The organism is Vreelandella populi (genome assembly GCF_003989825.1).
GTDB classification, from domain to species: Bacteria; Pseudomonadota; Gammaproteobacteria; order Pseudomonadales; family Halomonadaceae; genus Vreelandella; species Vreelandella populi.
Map to the genome: position 1 here is coordinate 271,728 of NZ_RZHE01000004.1, position 24,298 is coordinate 296,025.

General features: G+C 53.9%; 24 protein-coding genes. 7 read left to right on the forward strand and 17 right to left on the reverse strand.

The features are described from left to right. Positions 1 to 135: 135 nt before the first annotated feature. Entirely contained in the window at positions 136 to 1,575 is a 1,440-nt protein-coding gene (locus ELY25_RS04385) for an alkaline phosphatase (RefSeq protein WP_126950063.1), read from the reverse strand. Positions 1,576 to 1,806: 231 nt separating this feature from the next. Here ELY25_RS04385 and ELY25_RS04390 point away from each other — a divergent pair, with 231 nt between their 5' ends. Next, positions 1,807 to 2,892: a PA0069 family radical SAM protein gene (locus tag ELY25_RS04390; protein WP_126950064.1), complete on the forward strand. Its 1,086-nt coding sequence runs from the start codon at positions 1,807 to 1,809 to the stop codon at positions 2,890 to 2,892. Between the two features lie 101 nt (positions 2,893 to 2,993). Here the strand turns inward: ELY25_RS04390 and ELY25_RS04395 are convergent, their stop codons facing one another. The 4 genes from ELY25_RS04395 to ELY25_RS04410 all read right to left on the reverse strand — a co-directional run bounded on the left by ELY25_RS04395 (position 2,994) and on the right by ELY25_RS04410 (position 5,131). After that, positions 2,994 to 3,224, reverse strand: coding sequence for a hypothetical protein (locus tag ELY25_RS04395; protein ID WP_126950065.1), 231 nt, complete (start codon positions 3,222 to 3,224; stop codon positions 2,994 to 2,996). Positions 3,225 to 3,234: 10 nt separating this feature from the next. Beyond that, positions 3,235 to 4,419, reverse strand: coding sequence for a Na/Pi cotransporter family protein (locus tag ELY25_RS04400; protein ID WP_221885413.1), 1,185 nt, complete (start codon positions 4,417 to 4,419; stop codon positions 3,235 to 3,237). 261 nt (positions 4,420 to 4,680) lie between these two features. Next, positions 4,681 to 4,848 (reverse strand): S4 domain-containing protein, encoded by a 168-nt coding sequence (locus ELY25_RS18160; RefSeq protein ID WP_185859200.1) that lies wholly within the window; start codon positions 4,846 to 4,848, stop codon positions 4,681 to 4,683. A gap of 76 nt (positions 4,849 to 4,924) precedes the next feature. After that, positions 4,925 to 5,131, reverse strand: a complete 207-nt coding sequence (locus ELY25_RS04410; protein ID WP_126950066.1) for a hypothetical protein — start codon at positions 5,129 to 5,131, stop codon at positions 4,925 to 4,927. 271 nt (positions 5,132 to 5,402) lie between these two features. Here ELY25_RS04410 and ELY25_RS04415 point away from each other — a divergent pair, with 271 nt between their 5' ends. Then, positions 5,403 to 5,714, forward strand: a complete 312-nt coding sequence (locus ELY25_RS04415; protein WP_126950067.1) for a winged helix-turn-helix domain-containing protein — start codon at positions 5,403 to 5,405, stop codon at positions 5,712 to 5,714. Positions 5,715 to 5,735: 21 nt separating this feature from the next. On the opposite strand, the gene ELY25_RS04420 is transcribed toward ELY25_RS04415, so the two are convergent. From ELY25_RS04420 to coxB, 4 genes are read right to left on the reverse strand one after another with little or no spacing between them, the layout of a single operon-like run. Beyond that, positions 5,736 to 7,943, reverse strand: a complete 2,208-nt coding sequence (locus tag ELY25_RS04420; RefSeq protein WP_312845170.1) for a heavy metal translocating P-type ATPase — start codon at positions 7,941 to 7,943, stop codon at positions 5,736 to 5,738. Continuing rightward, the gene (locus ELY25_RS04425; RefSeq protein ID WP_126950068.1) at positions 7,934 to 8,290 is read right to left on the reverse strand and encodes a hypothetical protein; all 357 of its coding nucleotides are present in this window, start codon (positions 8,288 to 8,290) and stop codon (positions 7,934 to 7,936) included. Before ELY25_RS04425 ends, ELY25_RS04420 begins: the two co-directional genes overlap by 10 nt. Positions 8,291 to 8,293: 3 nt before the next feature. Continuing rightward, on the reverse strand, positions 8,294 to 10,822 hold the full coding sequence (ctaD, locus tag ELY25_RS04430) for a cytochrome c oxidase subunit I (RefSeq protein WP_126950069.1): 2,529 nt from the start codon (positions 10,820 to 10,822) through the stop codon (positions 8,294 to 8,296). Further along, positions 10,819 to 11,880, reverse strand: a complete 1,062-nt coding sequence (gene coxB / locus ELY25_RS04435; protein ID WP_126950070.1) for a cytochrome c oxidase subunit II — start codon at positions 11,878 to 11,880, stop codon at positions 10,819 to 10,821. Before coxB ends, ctaD begins: the two co-directional genes overlap by 4 nt. Before the next feature lie 35 nt (positions 11,881 to 11,915). Here coxB and ELY25_RS04440 point away from each other — a divergent pair, with 35 nt between their 5' ends. After that, positions 11,916 to 12,377: a DUF2231 domain-containing protein gene (locus tag ELY25_RS04440; RefSeq protein WP_126950071.1), complete on the forward strand. Its 462-nt coding sequence runs from the start codon at positions 11,916 to 11,918 to the stop codon at positions 12,375 to 12,377. A gap of 21 nt (positions 12,378 to 12,398) precedes the next feature. Here ELY25_RS04440 and ELY25_RS04445 read toward each other — a convergent pair whose 3' ends face one another. The 8 genes from ELY25_RS04445 to ELY25_RS04480 all read right to left on the reverse strand — a co-directional run bounded on the left by ELY25_RS04445 (position 12,399) and on the right by ELY25_RS04480 (position 18,723). Continuing rightward, positions 12,399 to 12,824, reverse strand: coding sequence for a CopD family protein (locus tag ELY25_RS04445; protein WP_126950072.1), 426 nt, complete (start codon positions 12,822 to 12,824; stop codon positions 12,399 to 12,401). An 83-nt stretch (positions 12,825 to 12,907) separates the two neighbouring features. Next, the gene (locus ELY25_RS04450) at positions 12,908 to 13,708 is read right to left on the reverse strand and encodes a DUF2797 domain-containing protein (RefSeq protein WP_126950073.1); all 801 of its coding nucleotides are present in this window, start codon (positions 13,706 to 13,708) and stop codon (positions 12,908 to 12,910) included. 34 nt (positions 13,709 to 13,742) lie between these two features. After that, entirely contained in the window at positions 13,743 to 14,027 is a 285-nt protein-coding gene (locus ELY25_RS04455) for a YeaC family protein (RefSeq protein ID WP_126950074.1), read from the reverse strand. Between the two features lie 10 nt (positions 14,028 to 14,037). Further along, the gene (locus tag ELY25_RS04460) at positions 14,038 to 14,889 is read right to left on the reverse strand and encodes a rhomboid family intramembrane serine protease (RefSeq protein WP_126950075.1); all 852 of its coding nucleotides are present in this window, start codon (positions 14,887 to 14,889) and stop codon (positions 14,038 to 14,040) included. A 253-nt stretch (positions 14,890 to 15,142) separates the two neighbouring features. Next, positions 15,143 to 16,129, reverse strand: coding sequence for a metallophosphoesterase (locus tag ELY25_RS04465; protein ID WP_126950076.1), 987 nt, complete (start codon positions 16,127 to 16,129; stop codon positions 15,143 to 15,145). Between the two features lie 2 nt (positions 16,130 to 16,131). Beyond that, complete coding sequence (locus ELY25_RS04470; protein ID WP_126950077.1) at positions 16,132 to 17,055, reverse strand: NAD(+) kinase; 924 nt, start codon at positions 17,053 to 17,055, stop codon at positions 16,132 to 16,134. Between the two features lie 154 nt (positions 17,056 to 17,209). Next, complete coding sequence (locus ELY25_RS04475; RefSeq protein ID WP_126950078.1) at positions 17,210 to 18,079, reverse strand: carboxylate/amino acid/amine transporter; 870 nt, start codon at positions 18,077 to 18,079, stop codon at positions 17,210 to 17,212. An 86-nt stretch (positions 18,080 to 18,165) separates the two neighbouring features. Then, complete coding sequence (locus tag ELY25_RS04480) at positions 18,166 to 18,723, reverse strand: YqaE/Pmp3 family membrane protein (RefSeq protein WP_126950079.1); 558 nt, start codon at positions 18,721 to 18,723, stop codon at positions 18,166 to 18,168. Positions 18,724 to 18,967: 244 nt separating this feature from the next. Here ELY25_RS04480 and ELY25_RS04485 point away from each other — a divergent pair, with 244 nt between their 5' ends. The 4 genes from ELY25_RS04485 (at position 18,968) to putA (ending at position 24,193) form a co-directional block, all read left to right on the forward strand. Next, on the forward strand, positions 18,968 to 19,375 hold the full coding sequence (locus ELY25_RS04485; protein ID WP_126950080.1) for a CBS domain-containing protein: 408 nt from the start codon (positions 18,968 to 18,970) through the stop codon (positions 19,373 to 19,375). Positions 19,376 to 19,627: 252 nt separating this feature from the next. After that, positions 19,628 to 19,987, forward strand: coding sequence for a hypothetical protein (locus tag ELY25_RS04490; protein ID WP_126950081.1), 360 nt, complete (start codon positions 19,628 to 19,630; stop codon positions 19,985 to 19,987). 30 nt (positions 19,988 to 20,017) lie between these two features. Further along, positions 20,018 to 20,857: an AraC family transcriptional regulator gene (locus tag ELY25_RS04495; protein ID WP_126950082.1), complete on the forward strand. Its 840-nt coding sequence runs from the start codon at positions 20,018 to 20,020 to the stop codon at positions 20,855 to 20,857. Between the two features lie 144 nt (positions 20,858 to 21,001). Then, complete coding sequence (putA, locus tag ELY25_RS04500; RefSeq protein WP_126950083.1) at positions 21,002 to 24,193, forward strand: bifunctional proline dehydrogenase/L-glutamate gamma-semialdehyde dehydrogenase PutA; 3,192 nt, start codon at positions 21,002 to 21,004, stop codon at positions 24,191 to 24,193. Positions 24,194 to 24,298 lie beyond the last annotated feature (105 nt).

Genomic DNA, 24,298 nt, shown 5'->3' on the forward strand with positions numbered 1-24,298 from the left:
AGGTATTTACGACTGCCAGCACCTCATCACTACTAACACCAGCATACCTTGCCGTTGGCATCCAGATACAACATCGCCCCGGCTTAAAGAAACCGGGGCGATGTGGGCAGTGTTATTTCTACTTTTAACGAAGTTTTAGTTCGTGTTATCTGTCTCAATACCCATGGCATTCATTGCTGCGCGGAAGACATCGGTGTTGTCGATCCGGTGCTGATAGGCGTCATCCACGTCGTAAGTGGCCAAGCCGTCATCACGTTCAGCGATGTCGTTGAAGAACTCAGCGCCAGCGCCTTGGGCGTAGAGAGGTACCAGTTCACGGGTGTGGTTATCCGTGTGCCAGCGCACCAGCGGCAGCGCTCCGGCTCCTTGGCTTACCACTGGGCTGTAGGCGTTGGTATCTGAATCCGGCCCCTGCAACAAGCCGTTACCGTGGTCCGTCGTGACGATGATCATCGTCTCGTCCCAGTTGCTGTTCTCTTCTACCCATTCTACAGCAGCTTCGACCGCCTCGTTGAAGTCGACCTGCTCTTCAATGATACGCGGCAGATTGTTGGCGTGAGCGGCCCAATCAACGGCGCCGCCTTCCACCATCAGAAAGAAGCCATCATCGTTACTCTTCAACGTTTCTAGCGCACCAAGTGTCAACGTCGGCAAGCTAGGAACATTTTCAATTAAGTTACCAGCGGAAACGCCTGGACGGTTGAATTGCAGCGTCGCATTATTTTGAAATACACCGATGATTTTGTCGCCAGTAAGCTCAAAGCTACCATCGGCCAGCGATTCAAAATCATCTCGGCTTTCTATCAGTTGGTATTCGGTTTCACCGTTGACTAAACGATCCCACATTTCCCGGCCACCTACGTAGCGGAAGGCGCCTTCGTCAGGAGACTCCACTTCCTCGCCAGCGGCATTGTAGTAAGGATGACCTGCACCAAACACAACCGTTGCCAGCCCAGATTCGATAATCTCCTTACCCAACTCTGAGTATTTATTACGGCTGGGGTTGTGGCCCAAGAAAGCGGCTGGCGTGGCATGGCTAAGTTGTACAGAAGACACTACACCCAGCGCCCGGCCACTCTCCACCACGTACTCACCAATATGTTTTAACGGCTCGTCGTCGTTGGACCAGTTAATCGCGCTGTTGTAGGTCTTATTACCTGAGGCAAGTGCCGTACCGGCGGCGGCGCTGTCGGTAAAGTTCTCACGGGCATAGTTGTAACCCGCGAAATAGCCTTTGTAGTTGGTAAGATCACCTTCGTACCCGGTGCCTTCCACCTGTTCATCCGACCAAAGCTCAGCGGGGTCGAAGGTAATGGTCCCTTCATCGCTTTTGGTAGGTTCTTTGGAAGTGTTCAGCGGATGCGTTGCAGTAAAGACCTGTACGTCGAAGTCGTCATAAATCTCATGGCCCAGCGCACCATGACGGTAATGGCTAGCGGCACGGAAAGTTTCAATACCCGCACCGTCGGTGATCATCAGAATCACGTTTTTAGCCGCGCCATCTTGTGCAAATACCGGCGTAATCATGACCGACGCCAGTGCCAACGTGAGTGCATTCCGCTTAAAATTTTTCATTTTCATCCCTAAGGTAAATTTAACTAACTCGATATTTGAATTAGCTTAGCCTTTGAAAATGTCATTTCCGTGAATGCTAATGAAGTAGGTTCATTTTTTTCTAATAAGTAAACGGCAAAACCAACAACCTTTCAGAGGCGCTCTTGTCGGACAGTTGCTTAACTAAAGCTTGCGCACTTAAATATGCTACTTATACTGTACATATAAACATATGCAAATAGAGGCAAGCGTATGGCGTCTCTTGGTAAACCGCCCACACAAACCACCGTGCATAAAGGGCGTGGGGCTACCTATGACCCACATAACCGTTTTGCGCCAACCCATAGCGTGGCAGAAGACGACGGCTGGTGGTGGGAAGAAGCTTCAACAACGCGGGCAACGGAAGTACGCGAAGAAACCAGTAAAAGTGCGCTTTCCTGGAATAATTCACCCGACCTCCCTTTTGACCGCTCGCTGAACCCTTACCGAGGCTGCGAGCATGGCTGCGTTTACTGCTATGCCCGACCCTCTCATGCCTATTGGGATCTCTCCCCAGGGCTTGATTTTGAAACCAAGCTGATTGCTCGCAACGGCTTGGTCGAGCGCTTAAGCGAAGAGTTTTGCAAGCCTGGCTACGTTTGCCGGCCTATTAACCTTTCTGGTAATACCGATTGCTACCAACCGTTGGAGGCTGAGCGTCTGTTAACACGCCAGCTGCTTGAGCTGTTGTTGGCATGCCGCCACCCGGTCACCATTGTGACTAAAAGTACTTTGGTATTGCGGGATATTGATCTGCTGGCCGAAATGGCTGAACACCGCTTAGTACGCGTTTTCGTTAGCCTGACCAGCCTGGATGCCAACATGAAACGCACTCTGGAACCCCGCGCGGCATCGCCTCAAGCGCGTTTAAAAGTCATCCGCGAGCTTAATACCGCGGGCATACCTGTAGGCACCTTGGTAAGCCCAGTTATACCGGGGCTTACCGACCATGAAATAGAGCGTATTCTAGAAGCCGCCAGCCGCGCAGGTGCACGAACGGCCACCTGGATGCTGTTACGTTTGCCCCACGAGGTCGCGCCACTTTTTGAAGCCTGGCTTGAAGCCCACTACCCTGAGCGTGCTGCCAAAGTAATGAGCCTGATGCGCCAGTGTCGAGGCGGTAAAGCTTACGATGCCCAGTTTGGAAAGCGCTTTCGCGGAGAAGGTGTTTTTGCCGATATGATCGCCCAGCGCTTCAATCGCGCCAGCCGCCAATGGAATTTTCAATCCCGCACTGAACAGGGACTCAATACGCGCGATTTTCGCCCGCCCAATGCTCAGGGTGATCTTTTTTACTAGCCCACAAAAAGGCATTTGCTTGGCTCACTTCCCAATGGTGGGAGGCGTGCCAAACAAATGCCAACGAGTAAACAGATTGTTTTGTTCGCTATCTGTAGCGCTTATCTGGGCCGATGACGTAGCTCACTGAGCACCAGGGTAAAGAAATTACGAATTTCGTCCATTTTGGGACGCGCTTCTTCAATAAGCGTATCGAAAGGCTCTAGTTCACGCTCTTGCGCCTCTCGCTGGGCAATCTCTTCTCTTATTTCTTCGATCAGCTCGGAAGAGTCATCCAGCATGGACTTAAGTTCAGCGGTCGATGTTGAAATAATCTTGTGATGGGTCGTCATGGGTTTTACCTCAAAGCAGCGTAGTAAACGCAATCAGGATGGCCGGTATGGCAATAAATACGCCTAATACCCAAGCGGCAGCTAATACTTTTCTTTCTGAGGCAATACGGCCTAGCCACTCGGCTCCTTTGACAGGCAAGGGTCTTAAAAACGGTAGACCGAAAATCACGGCAACAGCGAATAGGTTAAAGAAAAGGTGAACCAGAGCGATCTCAAGTGCCAGTATGGCCGTCGCTCCGGTAACCGCGGTGGCAGCAAGCAGCGCCGTAAACGTAGTGCCAATATTAGTCCCTAACGTAAAGGGATAGATCTGGCGTAAAGAGAACGTCCCGGAGCCCGCTAACGGCACCATTAAGCTTGTGGTGGTTGAGGACGACTGCACTAGAAACGTTACCATGGCGCCGGAGGCAATACCTGTTATAGGCCCGCGCCCAATCGCGTTATGCATGATGTTTTTCGCGCGCCCGACCATCAATACTCTCAGCAACGCCCCGATATAACGAATCGCTAAAAAAATCACGGCAATGCCAAAAACGATCATGGCGATGCCACCTGCGATGGTGGGCAGGTTCATGGCCACATTTTCAACGGTCGAGGTAATCGGCCTTGTTGCCATACCGATAATGTTCACGCTTCCCATGGAAAGGTCCGCATCACCATAAAGCATGGACGACGCACTTAGTGCCAGCTTCTCAAGCGGATGAAAGATAATTTCGATAGGCAGGAAAACAGCCACGGCCAGCAGGTTAAAAAAGTCATGCACCGTTGCCGCGGAAAACGCCCGGCGAAATTCAGCTTTATCGCGTACATGCCCAAGGCTTACCAGCGTATTGGTGACCGTTGTACCGATATTCGCGCCCATGATCATGGGTACTGCAGTGGCAACCGGCAGCCCACCGGCCACAAAGGCCACAATAACGGAGGTAACGGTGGAAGATGACTGAATCAGCGCCGTGGCAACAATCCCGATCATCAGCCCTATAAAGGGGTTGACTGCAAACTCAAACAGTTGAGCGGCGTGCTCACCTGCGGCAATTTTGAAACCATTGCCAATGATTGATACTGCACAGATCAGAAAGTACACCAGCAAGGCAAGCGTGAGCCACTGCCTTAGCGTACCTTTGCGCCTTACCTTTACCCTTCTCCTCTGGTCGGGTAACACCTCTTGCACAGCGCTATTGATATTTTCGGCCATTGCCACATCCTCATGAAAGGAAGAACGCACGTATAACCCACCCGCTCCTTCAAAGAATGGCGGCTATAAGTGACATAGGCGTGACAGCTGAGTGGCACTATGATGTTACGGTGAATAAATACTGCTCATCGCGTGCAAGGCTAAGCAAAGGCCGCTTCATTCCTGAAGCGGCCTGTCCACCTACGTTTACCCGCGCTTGAAAAGGCGAAAGTGCTTTTTACCTTTCTACAAGATCCAGTATTGATCGAACAGCGCAAATACCTAGCTGAGTGGCCCTTGCTTGGCGCACCCGCCGTTGATGCGCACGGCGTTCTGGTCAATCAATTCCCGGGCCTGGCGTTTGGATGAGATACGCTGGCTAACAGGCTGATCACGTTGTGAAGGCTCGGAATGATGTAGCGGTTTATTGCCCCACTGCTTACGGCACAACGCGGTCAGCAGCTCAACATAGGCTCAAGATGACGGGCGACTGAGGCAGAGAACCCATCATCATGCGCTAGCAACCCTAGATAGATAACACTCCAAAGAGCGTCGCCCAGACGAATCGCAAGACAACGTTCATCCTACAGCCGGTTCGCTGATAGAAGTTGCTGGCGTATTCGTTATGCCCGGCAGGCGGTATCACATCGGCCATACGTAGCACGCCCTGGCGCGGGGCATGGTCGAGCGCTACCAGAAAAGGGTCCTGCGATAGTCCTGCAGTAAGTAACACTGAAAAAGCAGCTCACGACGCTCGGGAATGGAATCGAACAGGCAGATAGGATGCTTGCCAGGCCGATGCCCAATGAACACTGCACAGTCGGAGTGAATGATGGCTTTGAGCAGCGCCGTCAGCCGTGAAGCGCATCAATCGTTTGGGCCAACGCATGCGGCATGGCGTCTTTTAAGAGCGTGTGCATACGTATTAAACGGTGGCTGTGGCAGAGGGCGTTCAGTATGCTTTAGTCCGCGCTCATTTATAAGGCAATCACACGGTAGATTTTATGACCGATTCTCTCAGCAAGACAAAATCCAGCTTCTATCGCCGCCTTTACGTGGCTTATCTGATCGATCAGGGGGTTTCTAGCGTGCCTGCGCTCGTGAGCACCTGTGGCATGCCGCGACGTACGGCTCAGGATACCATCGCCTCGCTTGCCGAGCTGGATATTGAATGCCAGTTTCAACCGACACAAGGCGAGCGCCATAACAGCGGTGAATACCGGATTATCAGCTGGGGCCCCATTGACCCGGCCTGGGTCAAGAAGCAAGCAAAACCGCTGGCTGACGCTCTTGGCTACCCGGTTATCACTGCTTAATAGATCTGCCTGCTCAACAGATCAATCGCGCCAGGCAAGCCGTGCGGCGTTGAGCGTAACGCTCAATGAGCTGGCGACCATAGCCAGCACCGCGACCAGCGGGGGAATGGCCATGATAATGACAAGCCCCAACGCCAGCGTGTTATATACCGCCGAAAGGGTCATATTCTGCAGCATGACACGGCGGGTAGCCCGGGCAGTGGCAAGCCCTTCGACCAGGCTCGAAATTCCGGGCTTGAGCAGGTGTGCCGCGGCTCCTTCCCGAGCAGCATCACTAGCGTTGAAAGGCGCCACACCAATATCGGCGGCAGCCAGGCTTAGTGTGTCGTTAACCCCATCGCCTATAAACATCACGGGGCTTGGCAGTCCCTGCACCAAGCGGGCTTTCGCTTCTGGCGAGCGCTCTGCAAAGCAGGCATCTGGCGCCAATCCAAGGCGTTCAGCCACTGCTTCGACCGCACTTGGCCGGTCCCCGCTCAGCATGACCACCCAGTAATCGGCCTGCAGAAATTGGATACTTGGCGCGGCGTCTTCATACGGCGTGTCTTCAAGGTAGAAGCTGCCTAGCCAGCCCTGGGCGTCAGCTAGCATTACTTCAGAAGCTGCCCGGAGGGCGGTGTCGGTTCTATTGGGAGGTGTCACAATACCCTGACTATTTAGAAAATGCTGGCTGCCCAGCCAAATATCGCCATATTCTGTTAAGCGAAGTTGAATACCTTGCCCAGGCACATCTTTTATTACGCTAGCTTCGGACGACACAGGTGCCGGGTCGGAATGCGCCCAACGTTTGAGCGCCTGGGCCAAAGGGTGCTGGCTGTTGGCCGCTACCTGATAAAGCCTGTCTTTAAGCGCTTTTTCGGTTACCCCTTCACGGCTTGCCCAGTTCACAAGCAAAGGCTCGCCTTGTGTCAGCGTGCCGGTCTTATCCAAGGCAATGGCTTTTACTCTAGCTAACGTTTCAAGCGCTGCCGGATCGCGCAAGGCAATGCCTTGATTTAAAAGTCGCCCACTACCTGCCAGACTCGCCAAGGGCACGGCTAGCCCTACCGCACAAGGGCAGGCTACTACCAGGACTGAAAGCGCTCGAACGATGGCATCTTCTAGCCCAAGCCCCATCAATAGGCCTACTGGCAGAGTAGCTACCCCCAGGATCAACGCCACGGGACTTAGCCAGGCAGCAAACCGGTCGGCAAGTTTTTGCAGCTCACCCTTTTGGGTCTGATAGTGGCGCATCTGGTCACGAAGGCGGTCCAGGCGGCGCTGGCCTAGGACGTGAGTGACCCTAATAACGACATCAGCACTACCCAGTAGCCGACACCCGGCATAAACTGGCTCGCCTTTAGGAAAGTGGCGAGGCGTGCTCTCGCCGGTTAATGATGCCGTATCTATCCAGGCGGCCTCTTCCAAAACGCCGTCCAGCGAAATAATTTCGCCTGAACTGAGCATAGCCCGCGAGCCTGGTAGAACGTCGGCTAACGATTTGACCCGCCACTGGGTATTCTCCCAAATCATGGCGTCATCGCTTGGCTGGGGCAGAACATCCAGAGCTTTTAACCCGCGATGGCGGCATAACGTTTCCACTAACCGCCCACCTAGCAGCAGCACGATCAGCATGACGGCCGTATCAAAATATACCTCTGCCGAGCCGCGCCATAAAAGACCGACCGACACCCCGACCGCCGACCAGACGCCAAGCGTTACCAGCACATCCATACCCGGACGCTTGGCGCGCAGCGTGCGCAGGCCCGCCCGGTAAAACGGCCAACCTGCAAACGTTACCACCGGAATAGAAAACGCTCCCGACACCCAGGCAACGACCCATTCAATCGTTGGGTTGGGCAATGCTCCTGCGTAAATCAAGAGTGACGCTAGCATGGTCCACATGCCGAATACCGAGCCTACCAGCAAGCGTAAACTCAAATAACGGCTTTCCTGCTCCAGTCGCGTATGCGCGTCAGCATGAGCTTCAAGTTCGGTTAAGCGATAACCCAGGCGCTTTACTTTAGGCGCCAGCGCTTCAAGCGAAATGGCCTCGGCACCTCCTTTTACCCACAGCGTTGCGCTTGGGTAATGAACGCTAATACGCTCAATCCCCTGTCGATGGGTAAGGACACCCTCTACTGCCAGTGCACAGCTAGTGCACCACATACCGTTTAGCGTGTAGAGGGCTTCATTAGTATCTGGCTCGCCAGTCACCTGCATCGGCTGTTGTTTACCACTTACAGACAAGGCGGCAGGCCAACCATCGGTGCAGCGACAAACGCCACCGCTAAGGTAGAAAATACATAAAGCCATGCGGAAACAAAGGCATTGAAGTGCTTCCGCCCTTTATGCTGCCTAGCTTCCTGGAAGCATCCCCAAGCAAGCCCTGCCAGCAGCAGCGCTGTTATTAAGCTCCCCACTAACAGGGTAATATTGATATGGGTGAATGCGCCTTGGCCGGGATCCGGCGGCATCACGGCGCAGGCGACCGAGAGCCCGCCGTAAATGGCGATAAACCAGATACTCCAAAGAATCAGCCCACCCACGAAATGGCCTGGATGGGTAAGGTGTAGTCGCTGCACCATTGCTTTCATCCCTTAGCCTCCAATCACTCGTGGTAAAACAGCCAGCGCAGCAATCAGTATCCAGAACACCACGACGTTATAGCGCCAGAAGTAAGCGACCACTACAGGCTCAAACGGCGCATGAGCACCCACATAGCGGTAGCCAACTCGCATGCCTTGTAGTAGGGAAATCACTGCCCCCAAGGCGCTATGCAGCAATGCGTAGTACAGGCCTACCATCAAGATGGCATCGTGAGAGGTTTCGGTAACGGCTAAGTTGGCGTTCCACATCACCCATAAAATCAGCACAAACTGTAAGCCACCTAAAAGTGCAGCCCCGTAAAGGCGCATCGCCAGGCCCTTATCCAACTGTTTACGTAACCTGCGTACGCTGCTCTCCATCAGCGCCGAGCCACCCAGTAACGCGATACCTGCTACAACTAGCGCAACCAGCGAAAGCGGGGAAGCGTCAGGCATGCGCCACTCCGGCGATACGGTCCATAAATAGAACCAGCCGAAGAGATAGGATAGAAAGAAGGAGCCGTTGGCTATCATCGCCGTGGTCATGGCCCATAAACCGGGGCCATCCATGGTACGCGAGTGGAGCGGAGGATCGCCGGGCATCACCTTAGCATCGGGGGCTGCTTTAGGATGAGCACCGTTTTCCCACGACCAGCGCAACAGAAAACCAATGGCAATTACCACACCAACCCCGGCCACCGGGTACCAGCGCAGCAGCAGGCTGATACACACCACGGCAAGTGCCATGGCCGCAAATAGCGGCCACCAGGAGTTGCTGGGCACGTGAATGATTTCCCGGACCTTACCGGTCAGTGGGTCGGTACCCCAAAGCTCACGACGTCCGTGACTGGCTGTGGCCAGGCCGTGCCTGCCTTCCTGCATCTCCCGAGGGAGCTCTGGATGTTCCCAAAGTGGGTGACGCGTTTCGATTGGCGGCAAACTCACGAAGTTATAGGGGCTTGGGGGCAGCTGGTTGGCCCACTCCAGCGTATCGGCGTTCCATGGATTGGTTTTTGCTGGCTTGCCATAGCGAAAGTGCAAGGCAATATCGATAAGCACCATGGCAAAGCCCGCCGACATGACGAAACCACCAATCGAGGAAATCAGGTTGAAGATATCCCAGCCAAACCCGGTATCGTAGGTATATACCCGGCGAGGCATACCTAACAGCCCCGTCCAATGCATAATCAGGAAAGTGACGTTAAAGCCAATAAACACCAGCCAGAACCCCCACTTACCGATCGTTTCAGACGGCATACGTCCGGAAAACAGTGGCAGCCAGTAGTAGATCCCGGCCATAAGCGGAAACAGCATCCCCCCCACTAGCACATAATGCATATGGGCAACCACAAAGTGGGTATCATGCACCTGCCAGTTGAAGGGTACCAGCGCCAGCATGACACCGGTCAAACCACCACACACAAAAATCACCAGAAAACCGATGATCCACAGCATAGGTAGCTTCATTTTTGGCTTGCCAAGCCACAGTGTGGCCAGCCAGGCAAATATCTGAATCCCGGTTGGAATCGCCACCAGCATACTGGCTGCCGAGAAAAACGCCTGGGCCAGCTGAGGGATGCCCACGGTGAACATGTGGTGAACCCACAGGCCGAAACTGATGAACCCCATGACGGTAATCGCAAAAACGACCCAGCCATATCCTACGATAGGCCGCCCGGCAAAAACGGGAATTATAGTTGCTACAATGCCCGCAGCCGGCAGGAAAATGATGTAAACCTCAGGGTGGCCAAATAGCCAGAAAAGGTGCTGCCAAAGTACCGGGTCACCGCCGCCTGCAATATCAAAGAACGGCATGCCCACCGCGCGTTCAAGTTCAAGCAAGATACTGCCCAGAATCAGCGGTGGAAAGCCTACGACAATCATTAGCGCCATGGCCAGAATATACCAGGCAAACAGCGGCATCTTGTGAAGCGCCATGCCTTGGGTACGGGTGCGCAAAATGGAAACCACCAGTTCGACACCCGCCGAAAGCGCTGAAATCTCGACAAAGGTAATGCCCAAAAGCCAGAAATCAGACCCAAGCCCAGGCGAGTATTCGCTGCTACTCAGCGGCGTATACATGAACCAGCCGCTGTCGGGGGCCATTTCCAGCACCATGCTGAAGGATAAAATGATACCGCCAAACAGGTAACACCAGTAGCCCAACGCGGTTAGTCGTGGGCATACCAGATCGCGTGCGCCAATCATTTTGGGGATCATATAGATCGCCAGACCTTCCAGAATCGGAATGGCGAACAGAAACATCATCACCGTACCGTGCATGGTGGTGACTTGGCTATAAATCTCCGGGGTCATGAAATTCTGATCGGGCGTGGCAATTTGCGTGCGTATCAGCATCGCCAAGATGCCGCCAATCAGAAAAAATGCCATCCCCGTGACCATAAACCGAAGGCCAAGTGTGGTGTGGTTAACGATGGTTAATGCTTTTAAACCCTTTGGGTTACCCCATACCTCTGAGAGGTCGTCATGTAACTTTTGAAGATCTTCAGGGCCCGTTGCTTCACGATCTATCGTACTCATGGGGTCAGGGTCTCCAGCCAAGCACCCAGGGACTCCAAGGTGGCGGTATCCATATAATTGATTGACGGCATTTTGTTACTCGGTTTAAGCGTTTGGTGATTTTCCAGCCAATACTGAATAGCGCCCTCTTCCATAGGCAGTACGCCCCCCCCCAGCATGGGGCGTGCGCCGATATCAGAAAGATCAGGACCTATGGTCGCAGTAGAAAGACCGGCAACGCTATGGCAGGCCGCACAAGTGGAAACGAAAGTCTCGCGCGCTTGGGAAAATTCATCATTCGCTACGGCCAGCTCAGCCAAACGCTCTCCCTGACGATCTGCCAGCCACGCCTCAAACTCCTCGCGCCCAACGGCTTCGACGTAAAGGTCCATATGCGCATGTTGGGTACCACAGAACTCTGCACACTGAGCGTCAAAGATGCCTGGTTCATCGGCTTCAAGACGAATCACGTTAACGCGCCCCGGCAGCATATCTACCTTGCCGCCTAATCGGGGTATCCAGAAGGCGTGGATAACATCAGCAGAGGTCACATGAAAATCGACAGGCTCCCCTGCCGGCATGATGAGCTGATTCGAGGTGACCACCTCGCCGCCGGCAGCGCCCGGGTAGCGAACTTCCCACCACCACTGGTGGCCAATGACTTCAATGACTTCAGGTGGTTCGCTTAACGGCAAAGGCAGCATGCGCTTGCCGGCCGGGATGCCAAACATGAGAAGCGCACTAACGCTAAACACAGGCAGTAAAATACCGCCCCCGATAATCCAGCGCCGGGCAATTTTACGCTCTTGGGCAGCTGTGTGTTCGTGGTGTTTGCGCTTGAACGCATAAAGCCACAGCGCGATAACGCCGATAAATACGACCGTGAAAAATGTCAGCATGACCCACCAGACAAGCGCGACATCTCGTGCAGCTTGCCCAGCGGGGTCTAGAATAGATCTATCGCCTGCGCACCCTGCTAATACCAGCATGGTCAGCAACAGTATTAACCGGTTGACCCGCCGCAGCGCAACACGTTGAATACACGGTGAGGCGACGTGATATAAATAGCGTTCCCTCATGTTGTTATCCCTTTTTCTGCCCACAGGAAGTGATTATGGCAAACCCCAATAGGCGTACAATTAAAAGCCGCGCAGCGCTTGCTGGCCACCCGCTGCATCCGCTGATGGTTCATTTTCCCGTTGCAGCACTCATGGCCCTCGTGGCCTGCGATTTGGGTTACTGGTATACCGAAGACCCGTTTTGGCTGCGTGTTGGCCTTTGGCTGGCGGGCATTGGCGCGCTGGGCGGCTGGTTTGCAAGTATCGCAGGCACCATTGACTTGGTGAGCGTGGGGCAGATTCGCCGTTTGATTACCGGTTGGAGTCACGCCATTGTAGCGGTGGTCATGCTTTCGCTTGCCTCGCTTAACTGGCTGATACGCTTTACTGATCCCGATCTGGTACTGCCCTGGGGTATCGCCGTATCCGTGGTAACCGCAGGCCTTGTTGCCTTGGCGGGTTGGCTGGGAGGCCAGTTGGTGTATGAACACGCGGTGGGTGTTGAGGTAGAGGAGTAATAAGGTAGGGATCATGGCGGGTTAGCTCCAATCCAGCGGTTTGGCCAATACAAAACCCAAAACGCTGATAATACCCGCCAACGCCAGCAGCAGCGCCACTATTGACGCGATTTTTACCCCTTTATAGATCCCCATTTCCAAACGCAAAATAAGCCATCCACAGCTACCGTGGGCGGCTACCATGGCAACGACCGCCCCCAGCTTGAGCACCAGCCATCCGCCCACCAGGCCATGAATCAGAAATAACAGGGTGCCCGAAAATATGGCAATCAACGCTGCCGGTGTTGCCACGGAAATATAAAAAAACCGCGGCATGGGCGGAGAACCCTGGGCAAAGCCGGCATCTTTACGCAGCTGTAGTGAATAGCTAAGTAATGCAGGCAGATACAGAAGAGAGCCGCACCAGATAACGAGCGAGGCTATATGCAGCAATTTTAGCCAGGGCATTTAAGCTTCCTTGCGTGGCGTTGGGCTTAGGTAAGTTGTTCTTCCTTTACTTTAGCCAACACTTGGCACTCTGGCTAGGCGATTTACGTCAGGGTAATTTCATAACCCGTGAATTTTCTGAGATTAATTACTCCGCTATCCAGAATTAGATACTGCCCTTTAATCCCTTGTAGTATGCCTTCGACTCGGGACTGTTTATCAAAATTATGGGATACCACCTTTCGTGGAAAAACCTCGACCGGATAGTGAAACGCATAAGGCGTTTCATCCAGTGCACGAATTGCGTCCTTTCCATGCAGGTCCCGCAGCTGATTCAAGCCATCGCTAAGCGTTTCTAGCAGGCGATCACGCTCAGCACGTAAATCAAGCGACTCCACCTCCCCTTTCAGCATGGCCCGCCAGTTGGTTCGGTCGCTTACCTGTTCTTTGAATAGCATCTCGACAAACCCTGACTGCTGGCGTGTGTTGACCTCCAGTATAGGGAGCGCCTGGATAGCGCCTTGGTCTAGCCAACGGGTGGGCATCTGGGTTTTACGGGTGATCCCCACCTTGAGCCCTGAGGAATTAGCCAGATAAACAATATGCGGCTGAAAGCAATGCTTTTCGCCCCACTCGGGCTCACGGCAGGTACCCAGGAAAAAGTGACAGGTTTCCGGTTTCATGATGCAGGTATCGCATTGGGCCAGTCGCTTGAAGCAGGGGTAGCAATAGCCTTGAGCAAAACTTTTCTTGGTTGCCCGACCGCAGTGCGTACAGGCAATCGCCCCGCTCCACTCAAGCGATATCGGTGTGCCGATTCGCTCATTAAGGGGAACCTGATGCTCCCCTGCGCGCAAATGATAGACCACTTGAGCATCCTGGCGGCTTGGCAAGGTAGCCGCCATTTTGCTTAAACATCCTTGAATCTGGTTGAACACTTCAATCACGCGTTGCATCCCGAGCCAGACCCGCCATTTCCGGTGTGACATTAGCGCCTGAAGAGGCTGCCCCGCAGGTGCGCTGCTCAAGATAGCCCACACGGTTCTCTTCAGGTACGTTATTTTCAGCCTCGTAACGTATGACCGCTTCCAGACAGAGCTCCGTTTGCTCCTGGGTCAGGAAACGACCGTCGGGCCATTTGCGTAGCGATACCGCCTGCTTGAGACTTTCATAAATCGCAGGCGTCATCTGGTTAATCATTTTATCGAAGGTCATATCGCTCATTGAAAGCCTCTCAATTTTTTCTCAAACGTCGGGACGAATAGTACCAACCCGTCACAAGCCCCACGAGTAGCCCACCCAAATGCGCCTCGTTGGCCACGTTGCCAAAACCTACCGAACCCGCCAGATCTGTCATGGTGAATACCATCCACCCCAACATGAAAACCACCAGCATTTGAGGTACAAAAAATCCGCTGTAGGGTACGCGGCGTGACATTAACCAGACATGCCCCAGTAGGGCATAAACGACGCCTGACATACCACCAAACAGCACCGTCCCCGTCACGTACTGAGCAAGGTTGGCGCCAATCCCCGCCACCAGGATAAGCAGTAGCATGGTTCGGCTGCCCTGTAGCGCCTCGATCTGACGCCCAAAATACCACAGCCACATCAGGTTGAAGATGAGGTGCATCCAGCCAAAGTGTAAAAATGCCGGAGATAGCAGCCGCCATACCTGCCCAGTTCCTAACGCGTCGGCTAAGCTGCCATACATTAACTGATTGTTACTAACGCTGACCGGCACGATGGTAAGTGCCGTCATGAGACTGTCGCCCAAAAGTCCTATCAGCATAAAAATCACCAGACTGATGGCAATAGCCATCGCGGTGACGGGAACCTTTCTGAGTGTGGCTAACGTACTGACTTGTGTATGAGAGTGTTTAGCAGGCTGATCCAGAACAAGCGGCTCACCGCGTTCCCAGCGTACAACCAGCGCCTTGAGCTGCTCGTGCTGGCGCGGATCGGCTACCCACAATAAAGGGCCATCGGACTCTTCGGTAATACGGTGGCCGATTCGATAATGCCAAAGTGCCTTGCGCAGCTCTTGGGTATCGTCGCCACTTGGTAAACGCACAACGGGGTGCATAGTCTCTCCCTGTCAAAACCTTCGCCCATGCAAAAGGGATATTTCAGTTCAGTAAACAACCGGTCTTTTTACCAATGAACCGCTCTCGATAAAGGGGAATAAAAAGCACAAACCAAAAAAATCCGGCGGAGGGGGCCGCCGGATCAAAGCAAGGGATCATTCAAGGGAACACCTACTCTGATAGCCGACTGCACAGTTAGTTCAGCCGTTTTGAAAAAATAATGTAAGCAGTTGTAACGACGAACAACATATGTTAATAAAAATCGTTCTTATTCAAATCCGTGCACTCGCGATCCTCTTTAACCACTTGAATCCACTCAAAGTTATCAGCACTTAGCTGTGTTTCCCCACTCCAACGATAGGCTACCAGTCGGCCATACTTCACCGCACTATAATCCAGACAGGCGATATTCTGGGTCGGTAACGCCGGAATTCCTTCACACCAGTAGTGGCCAATAAAAAGCGGTGGCTCATCGGGGCCGTAGTAGCTCAAGCGCTGATGCTCATGTGGGCTTAGTGGGCGCTTTTCCAAATCGCCCGGCAGATTATCGGGCTGAAACACCACGTCGCCCCACTGCTCGGGATGGGTGGCCCAGAAATGTGCTCGAAAGCTTTGCCGGGTATAACCATCACCGGATTGAATAGCCATGCCGCTCGGCAGGGGAATATTCGCCCCACGGGTCAGTCGGTCAATAATTTGGTAGGCCTGGGTGGAGGTATCGGTCGACTCTATTAGAAAGTGGTTATCGATACGCCCATCCGGAAAACGCTTTTTCAACTGCTCAATAAGCGCATCGTCCCAGCACGCATGCACGACGCGGATGCCATCCATTTCCAGAAAAAGCGGTAGCGTTTTAAACCAGGCCAGCGTGTCATCCCACTCATTGGAGTAATCCTGGTACTGGGCCAGCGTATCTTCGATGATACGGTTATGACGTGGCGTATGCTCGCGAAGCCAGCGTTTGGCACTGCCGGGCGGCGCCGGGTGGGTATAGGCCAGCGCATTGTGTTCGTGATTGCCCATGACAATATACGCCTCACCCGCTTCCACCATACGCCGGGCCACGGTAACGGCCAAACGAATGCGCGGGCCCCGGTCAATCAGATCGCCTAGAAAGATCACCTTGCGCTGCGGATGTCGGTACAAACCGCCCTGCTCGCGGTAACCCAGTTTTTCCAACAGGGCTACCAGCGTTGCACCGCAGCCATGAACATCGCCAATCAGGTCGTAACCCGCCATGCTTAATCTCCCAGCCGGTGGCTCCAACCAAGTTTACTGCGCAGCACCTCATAGAAATTATGTCCAATGGGATGCACAAGTTTGATGCGCTCGGCCTTGCGCTTGATCACCAGTACGTCATCTGGCTTGGCTACGGCCCGGGTCTGTCCATCGCAGCTTATATGCGGGTACGCCTGATTGGTTTCTCCGATATGAATGCGGATCTCACTGGCCGCATCCACCACGATGGGACGGCTTGAAAGCGTATGGGGAAACATGGGAACAAGCGTCACGACATCGAGCTTGGGGTGCATGATGGGCCCCCCGCCGGAAAGCGCGTAAGCGGTTGAGCCGGTGGGAGTGGCGATAATCAAACCATCACTACGTTGGCTATACACAAACTGGCCATCAATAAAAAGCTCGAACTCAATCATGCGTACGGCTTTACCGGGATGCACGACTACTTCATTCAGAGCATCGCCATTGCCTACCGCAACGCCATTACGGTAAAGCACCGCATCCAGCAAAAAGCGCTCTTCTATCTCGAATTCACCGGCCAAGACTTCGCCTACCCGGCTTTCCAGCTCATCCGGCGAGATATCGGTAAGAAACCCCAACCGCCCGCGGTTAACGCCCAAAATCAGCGTGCCACTTCGGCAAAGCGTGCGGGCCGCACCCAGCAGGCTACCATCGCCACCAATCACAATGACAAGATCGCAAAGCTCGCCCAGCATGCGGCGGCTCGCTTCGGGCTGGCCGTGATGAGGAATCACGGTTGCCGTACGGTCTTCGACCAATACGTGATAGTTATGTTCGACAAGGTAGCGAATCAACCGCTGTAGCGAATCCACGACTTTTTCACTTCCCAAGCGACCAATCAAGCCGATCGTTTTAAAGGGTCGGGTATTCTCCTGGTCGGGTAACGGCCTTGACGTTGGATTCAGCATGGACGGCTCTCACTAGCATCAGCTTCCTATTATGGAGCTACCCAGGGTATCGGGCAAATAGACTTAGCCAAATCATGACAACCACTTAATAAGAAGCCGCCTGATTAGCATCCTCGCTTGCTCATCTGTCAGAGTCGCCCGCCGACAAAACATCTCAGGCAATAGCCGTGTTGCGGCGTGAGAGCCACCAGTGGTTCAGCCAAAGCGATGCGCCCATAATTAATGCGCCTATCAGCAACCGGATGATATCTGCATCGCGATTCCAGATAAGCAGGTTGACCAGAAGCCCCGCCGGAATGAGTGCGTTGTTCATGATCGCCAACGTGCCCGCATCAACTTTAGTCGCGCCCTGATTCCAAACAAAGTAGCCAGCCCCTGAGGCCATTAGCCCAAGCCACGCCAGCACGCCCCACTGGATGGGGGTAGCTGGCAGAGCGTCACTATTGCCAAACAGCAGGTAAGCAGGTAGCGCGACCAGCATGGCGCCAATAAAGAACCAGCCAAACACATTGTGCCAAGCCAGGGTGGGCGGTAAATCAGCGGCTAGGCGACGATAGCCGACCTGACCAAGGGCGAAACATATATTTGCACCCTGCACCACGAGAAACCCGAGCCAAAAGCCGCTATCAATACCATCGTAGCGAATCACCGCAGCGCCTACGACGGCCAGCAGCGCGGTGAGCAGGTAAACTGGCGTGAAGCGCCCGAACATCAGATCGTCCAACAGAGCAATGTAGACCGGGGTAAAGATCGTAAACAGCAACACCTCGGGCACTGAAAGCAGTAAAAACGACTGGTAAAAAAAGGTGTACATGACGCCTAGCTGTATAGCGCCCAGTGCCATCAGCGCCAGGCGCTGTTTACCGCGCAGCAGACTGGGCCGTAAAAAAGGCAAAAAAACCAGCATCGCCAGCGTGACCCGGACGAGCACTGCAAAATAGCTATCAACCTGACCGGCCAGATACATGCCAATCAATGAAAAGGAGAACGCCCAAAGCACTGTTATGCTTATTAGATAATTCATGTAAACCTCATTTTATGAAATGGTTTACGCGAATTATACGGACTTCTTCTCACCTGCCAACCAGTAAACTACCATTTAGTTATTGGTTAACGGCGCATAAGCCAGATAAATGCATGGATAACCCCGGGCACCCAGCCAAGCAGTGTTAATACAACGCTCATTAATACCCGTTTGGCGCCAGCTCCCGTTAAGCCTAACGCAAGCGGCGGCAGTAATACGGCAAGCGCCATATAGGCTACTTTAAGTGCAACAGGTTCGGGCGCGGATAAATCCGCTGCGGGCGTCTCAATGCTGGGTTGAGTGGCTCTTCTAGTAGCGTTCGTTGACTCAACTTTTGGCTTTGCGGTTGGTGACTGGGGCGGCGTAAAGTGGCCTACCGCGCTTTTAGGTGAAGGCGACGCTGATTCCGCCTGCAGCTTTCGGTGCGCCTGCTTGTCAATTTTCTGCTCCAGGCTGGCGGCGTCCTCGGCAATATCATCGTGATGACGCTCCCAATCTTCCCAATCATGAGGTGTGCCCGACTTGGGTCGCTGCATGCCGGCACCCCGAGCGCGCTCCCAGGCTTTCTCTTCCAGCGTATTAGGGCGATCAGGTTCTCGGTCAACGCCTACACCCTTACGGTTAAGGTACTCACGTGCATCCATGTAAGACTCCTTGATTGAGTGATAACTCAGCGTTGAATTTTAGAGTGCCTGCCAGCAACGGGCGCGGCTAATTAAGCTACCTTTATAAAATCAGCTACCACCATAAATTCAATACCCGCAATAGCAACGCTAAAGGCTATGTCTTAAGCATTATTCCACCACCGCGCAAACATTGCGCTCAGCCACTTCCCTTACCAGTACGCAACAATGATCTATATAAACCCTGTGCGTAAGGAGTGCCAAGATGCGTCAACATACCCCCCACACTGTTCGCGATATCATGTCCCGAGATTGTTACCGCGTATCCCCCGCCACCTCAATTACCAATCTGGCACAGGGGCTTGCGCTTCATCGTCTGCCAGGTGCGCCGGTGGTTGACAGCTCGGACCGGTTGATCGGTTTTATTTCTGAGCAGGATGTTATTGGCCGCGTACTTGACTGCCTTTATCATGACCATGAAACGCCTCTGGTACATGAGCTGATGCGTCAGGAAGTGCTGACCACCACGCCTAACAAGTGCGTGACGGACCTTGCGCAGGAAATGATGGGCAATAAGCCCAAGGTTTACCCCGTGGTTGAGCAGCAACGTCTGGTGGGTATAGTAACGCGACGTGATATTCTACTGGCGTTGCTCACCATTCGCTGCCATTAAAGGGCTCCGGACGACTTGCCCGCCGTATACTATTCAAGATCAAAAAAAACCGCTGCTTGAAAAAGCAGCGGAAACAAGGGATCGAAAAACAATAGCTAGGACAACACTATTAGCGACTGCTATCGCTACGTTGCCTGTACTACTTAAGACACTAAACATCGAAAAAGTTCGCCAATCTGGAAAATTTTCGTCTCACACGACGCGCGCGTATACTAGACCACACTATGAATAACGGCGGTTAGGAGTGAATGCATGGCGCTATACCTTCTGGTATTGGGGGTTTGCCTACTCGTGATAGGTGCCGTGCTGTTGGTACTAATGACCGTAGGCACACCCCGCTACCGCACTGAACCCAAAGACCTGGTGGCCCTTTTCGATAAGGCGCTCAATAGCCAAGTAGGCGAAACCGAATGGGATGCCATTATTGGTTACCCGATACGCCACGATGAGTACCTGGAAGGCGTTCGCCGTCGCGCCTCACACCTGATGGATTTACATGGTCGGCGCTGGCAGGTCGCCCAAGGCAAGCCGCTTTTAAACGCCGAAGGACAAGCGGAGCTGCAAGTATTACGTGACCATCTAGCGGCCCATACGGCGTTGCGCCAGAAATGAGACCTTGAGCAGCGCCAGGAGATGATTCGCATGCCGTGCACCATTCGCAAGATACCGCTGGATAGCGCCACTCATCATCACGCACATGATTTTCATCAAATTGTGATTACCCTGTGCGGCTCTTCAGAGTTTGAAATCGAGGGACTGGGGGGGCGTATAAATGCTTTTTCGGGTTGTATCGTGCCTGCCAACCATGAGCATTACTATGCAGGCCACGGGCATAACCGCCAGCTGATTCTCGATTTGCCAGAAGATGCACCCGCCTTGACCGGTGAACATCGTGAGCTAGTGGCGCTGTTTGATGCACCGCGCTTTTTTGCCCTGGATACACCCTTGCGCCATTACCTTGCGTTTATGGAAAGCGAACTGGCCCAAGGATTTGACACGTCTATCACCTCTTTTCAGCAGGACAGACTGGCGGCGACGCTGCTTGGGTCTTTAAAAGCGCGCCTTGGCAATATCACTTCTGTCTGCCAACGGCGCATTGATATTACCCAGATAGATCGCTTTATACGTCACCACTTGGCCGATACGCTGAGAGTCGCGGATTTGGCCAAACTGGCCTACTTGAGCGAGGCGCACTTTTCCGAACGCTTTCGTGCCCAAACCGGGCTTTCGCCCTGGCAGTATGTCAAGCGCCAGCGGCTGCATGCCGCTCGCCAACTGATTCTTCAAAGCCGTCTGCCGTTAACCGATATTGCCATTCAAACCGGCTTTGCCAATCAAAGCGCGCTTTCTCATGCCTTCAGGCGTAGCTATGGCGTGTCGCCGCGTACATTACGCCAAGGTGCTTCGGCGACCATCACACCCGTCTCTCCACCAAGAGGACAAAGCCCGTTAACCTCACCAATGCATGCTACTAAAGTTTAAAGTGGCGCATGCTTGCCATGAAATTGACACGTTTTGCCAAGGAAACGACATACACCAAAGCGCATAGCACTCTACATTCGAGCGCTAACTGGGCGTAACTGCCCGACTACCTATTCGCTTTAATTTGGATTCATGGGGGCCTCAATGCTCAACGCTAAAAAAATGCGTGACTCTGCCACCTGGCAAACTGATCTCGATACGCTGATGGCCCAGGTGAGCGACCACTATTTAGTGGACGAAGAAGCCTACGTCGGTGAGCTGATCAAGCTGCTGGACACGGATCGAGAAGATTTTGCCCGCATTGAGGCCAACACGGCGTCTTTGATCCGCGATGTCCGCGAGATGGACACCGCTGTTGATACCATCGATGAGCTTTTACAGCAGTACAGTCTGGATACCCATGAAGGCCTGATGCTGATGTGCCTGGCCGAAGCCATGCTGCGCATTCCTGATAAAGTCACTGCGGATGCCTTGATTGAAGATAAGCTTGGCCCGGCTGACTGGCAATCCTATGCAGGTAAAAGCGACTCGTGGATGGTAAATGCTTCTACCTGGGGCCTGCTGATGACCGGTCGCGTCTTGAAGCTGGACCACCCGCGAGATGGCCAGCCCGCCACCTTCATCAACCGCATGGTCAACCGTATGGGCGAGCCTGTCATTCGCCGCGCGATGGTTGAAGCGATGAAAATCATGGGCAAGCAGTTCGTGCTGGGCCGTGATATCAATGAAGCGCTCAAGCGCTCCAAACCCCTGTTCAATAAAGGCTACACCTACTCTTACGATATGCTGGGTGAGGCCGCACGTACGCGCGATGACGCTAAGCGTTACTTTGATGATTATGCTCGCGCCATTGAACAGGTGGGCAAAACCTCCCAGCGCTTAAGCGATAAAACACCCAAGCCGTCGGTCTCGATCAAGCTTTCAGCGCTTCACCCCCGCTACGAGTTTGGCCGCCGCGAGCAGGTGCTGGTAGAGCTGGTCGATACGGTCATCAAGCTGGTCACCAAGGCCCGAGAGCTGAATGTGGCCGTTACTATCGATGCCGAAGAAGTCGACCGTCTTGAGCTGTCACTGGAAGTGTTCCGCGCTGTGTACGAAAGTAGCGCAGTCAAGGGCTGGGGTCATTTTGGTCTGGTGGTACAGGCCTACTCCAAGCGTGCACTGCCCGTACTGCATTACCTTAACCGCCTAGCTGACCAGCAAGGTGATGAAATTCCGCTGCGTTTGGTAAAAGGCGCTTATTGGGATAGCGAAATCAAGGAATCCCAGCAGCTTGGCGTAGACGGCTACCCGGTTTATACCCGCAAGGCGTGCACCGATGTTGCCTATTTGGCCTGTGCCCAGTTCCTGCTGTCTAACGACACCGTAGGGCGTATTTTCCCGCAGTTTGCGACCCATAACGCTCATACGGTTACCACGATTCTTGAGCTGGCCAATCACAACAGCCGCCCGTTTGAATTCCAGCGTTTGCACGGCATGGGTGAAGCCCTGTATGACGCAGCGCTGGCTCGTGCGCCTAAAGGAACTTACTGCCGCATTTATGCACCGGTTGGCGCCCACAAAGATCTACTGCCCTACCTGGTTCGTCGCCTGCTGGAAAACGGGGCCAACTCTTCGTTTGTTCACCAGCTGGTTGACCCTGAAGTGCCGGTCGAGTGGCTCTGCCAGCATCCGATTGAAGCCCTACGCAAGCAGAAGTCGTTAACCAATACGCGAATTCCGCTGCCCAAAGATATTTACGGACCCAAGCGACGCAACTCGCGGGGCGTCAATCTGAATATTCGCAGCCACTTCTATCCATTGATGGATAAAATGGCCGCCTTTATGGACAAGCAGTACCCAGCCAAGCCGCTGCTGGCGTTTGATGTGGCTGACGATGCTGCCAACACGCACAAGGTAACGTCACCCTTTGATCGCCGCCAGACCGTGGGCAGCGTTCAGTGGACCACCAAAGAGCAGGCAACCAAGGCGCTGGATGCGGCGTGGGAAGCCTTTCCACGCTGGGAAGCAACCCCGGTTGCCGAGCGCGCTGCGGTACTGCGCCGCCTGGCCGACCTGATGGAAGATAACATGCCGGAGCTTATGACCCTTTGCTCGCGCGAAGGCGGCAAGCTTCTAACGGACGGCGTGGATGAGATCAAGGAGGCTGTCGACTTCTGCCGCTACTACGCCATGCGCGCTGAAGAGTCGTTTGGCGAGCCAATTGATCTGCCTGGCCCCACCGGCGAATCCAACCGGATGATCATGGGCGGTAAGGGCGTATTTGCTGCGATCAGCCCGTGGAACTTCCCGGTGGCTATCTTCTGCGGCCAGATTGTCGCCGTGGCGGTATCGGGTAATACCGTGCTGGCCAAACCTGCCGAGCAGACGTCGATTGTTGCCCACCGCGTGATTGAGTTGCTGTACGAGGCGGGTCTACCACGCGATGTGGTTCAGCTCCTACCCGGCGATGGCCCGACCGTGGGTAGTGTACTGACCTCCGACCCGCGCATTACCGGCGTGGTATTTACCGGCGGCACAGATACGGCGCAGATCATCAACCGTGCCCTCGCCGCTCGTGAAAACGCGCCGTTACCCACGCTGGTGGCAGAGACCGGTGGTATGAACGCCATGATCGTCGACTCAACCGCCCTTCCTGAGCAGGTCGTGGTCGATGTCATTCAATCAGCGTTCCAGAGTGCTGGACAACGCTGCTCGGCCCTTCGGGTGCTTTACCTTCAGGAAGACGTTGCCGACCGCGTTATCACTATCCTGAAAGGCGCAATGAACGAGCTGCGCATTGGCGACCCGCGCGATTTGGGTACCGACGTTGGCCCGGTAATTGACGAAGAAGCCCGGAAAGGCCTGCTTGAGCATATCGAAAAACTTAAAGGCGAAAATCGCTTGGTAGCCGAAACGCCAATGACCGCCGAGCACACCCAAAACGGCACCTTTGTAGCGCCGGTGGCTTTTACCATCGACAGTATTAATGCATTAACCCGCGAGCAGTTTGGCCCTGTGCTGCACATTGTGCGCTATAAGGCCAGCGAGCTTGACCGGGTGATCAACGATATCAATGGCCGGGGCTATGGACTGACCTTTGGGGTACATAGCCGCAATGAATCCTTTGCCGCTGAAATAGCGCAGAAAATTCGTGCGGGCAATGTGTACATCAATCGTAATATCATTGGGGCCGTAGTGGGTGTCCAACCCTTTGGCGGGCAAGGGCTTTCAGGTACCGGCCCCAAAGCAGGCGGGCCGCACTACCTGCAGCGCTTTGTCACTGAAAAAACCGTCACCAACAACACGGCTGCCTTGGGCGGTAACGCGTCCTTGCTGGCGCTAGGCGATGAGTAAATAGCTCATCATAATAACGAACCTGAACTCCTCAAAAAGGATCTCTCATGGTTGAAAATAATAGCGCAATTGCCTTTACGTGCCCCCTCTATAGGAGGGGGACAT

Excerpts from the sequence above, each read along its gene's own strand:
- ELY25_RS04445 (WP_126950072.1), bottom strand. The coding sequence starts at position 12,824 with ATGCCCTGGCTAAAATTGCTGCATATAGCCTCGCTCGTTATCTGGTGC.
- ELY25_RS04490 (WP_126950081.1), top strand. The coding sequence starts at position 19,628 with ATGGCGCTATACCTTCTGGTATTGGGGGTTTGCCTACTCGTGATAGGT.
- ELY25_RS04470 (WP_126950077.1), bottom strand. The coding sequence starts at position 17,055 with ATGCTGAATCCAACGTCAAGGCCGTTACCCGACCAGGAGAATACCCGA.
- ELY25_RS04450 (WP_126950073.1), bottom strand. The coding sequence starts at position 13,708 with ATGGCGGCTACCTTGCCAAGCCGCCAGGATGCTCAAGTGGTCTATCAT.
- ELY25_RS04485 (WP_126950080.1), top strand. The coding sequence starts at position 18,968 with ATGCGTCAACATACCCCCCACACTGTTCGCGATATCATGTCCCGAGAT.
- ELY25_RS04480 (WP_126950079.1), bottom strand. The coding sequence starts at position 18,723 with ATGGATGCACGTGAGTACCTTAACCGTAAGGGTGTAGGCGTTGACCGA.
- putA (WP_126950083.1), top strand. The coding sequence starts at position 21,002 with ATGCTCAACGCTAAAAAAATGCGTGACTCTGCCACCTGGCAAACTGAT.
- ELY25_RS04495 (WP_126950082.1), top strand. The coding sequence starts at position 20,018 with ATGCCGTGCACCATTCGCAAGATACCGCTGGATAGCGCCACTCATCAT.
- ELY25_RS04425 (WP_126950068.1), bottom strand. The coding sequence starts at position 8,290 with ATGAAAGCAATGGTGCAGCGACTACACCTTACCCATCCAGGCCATTTC.
- ELY25_RS04385 (WP_126950063.1), bottom strand. The coding sequence starts at position 1,575 with ATGAAAAATTTTAAGCGGAATGCACTCACGTTGGCACTGGCGTCGGTC.
- coxB (WP_126950070.1), bottom strand. The coding sequence starts at position 11,880 with ATGAGGGAACGCTATTTATATCACGTCGCCTCACCGTGTATTCAACGT.
- ELY25_RS04400 (WP_221885413.1), bottom strand. The coding sequence starts at position 4,419 with ATGGCCGAAAATATCAATAGCGCTGTGCAAGAGGTGTTACCCGACCAG.
- ELY25_RS04415 (WP_126950067.1), top strand. The coding sequence starts at position 5,403 with ATGACCGATTCTCTCAGCAAGACAAAATCCAGCTTCTATCGCCGCCTT.
- ELY25_RS04455 (WP_126950074.1), bottom strand. The coding sequence starts at position 14,027 with ATGAGCGATATGACCTTCGATAAAATGATTAACCAGATGACGCCTGCG.
- ELY25_RS04465 (WP_126950076.1), bottom strand. The coding sequence starts at position 16,129 with ATGGCGGGTTACGACCTGATTGGCGATGTTCATGGCTGCGGTGCAACG.
- ctaD (WP_126950069.1), bottom strand. The coding sequence starts at position 10,822 with ATGAGTACGATAGATCGTGAAGCAACGGGCCCTGAAGATCTTCAAAAG.
- ELY25_RS04390 (WP_126950064.1), top strand. The coding sequence starts at position 1,807 with ATGGCGTCTCTTGGTAAACCGCCCACACAAACCACCGTGCATAAAGGG.
- ELY25_RS04475 (WP_126950078.1), bottom strand. The coding sequence starts at position 18,079 with ATGAATTATCTAATAAGCATAACAGTGCTTTGGGCGTTCTCCTTTTCA.
- ELY25_RS04440 (WP_126950071.1), top strand. The coding sequence starts at position 11,916 with ATGGCAAACCCCAATAGGCGTACAATTAAAAGCCGCGCAGCGCTTGCT.
- ELY25_RS04395 (WP_126950065.1), bottom strand. The coding sequence starts at position 3,224 with ATGACGACCCATCACAAGATTATTTCAACATCGACCGCTGAACTTAAG.
- ELY25_RS04460 (WP_126950075.1), bottom strand. The coding sequence starts at position 14,889 with ATGCACCCCGTTGTGCGTTTACCAAGTGGCGACGATACCCAAGAGCTG.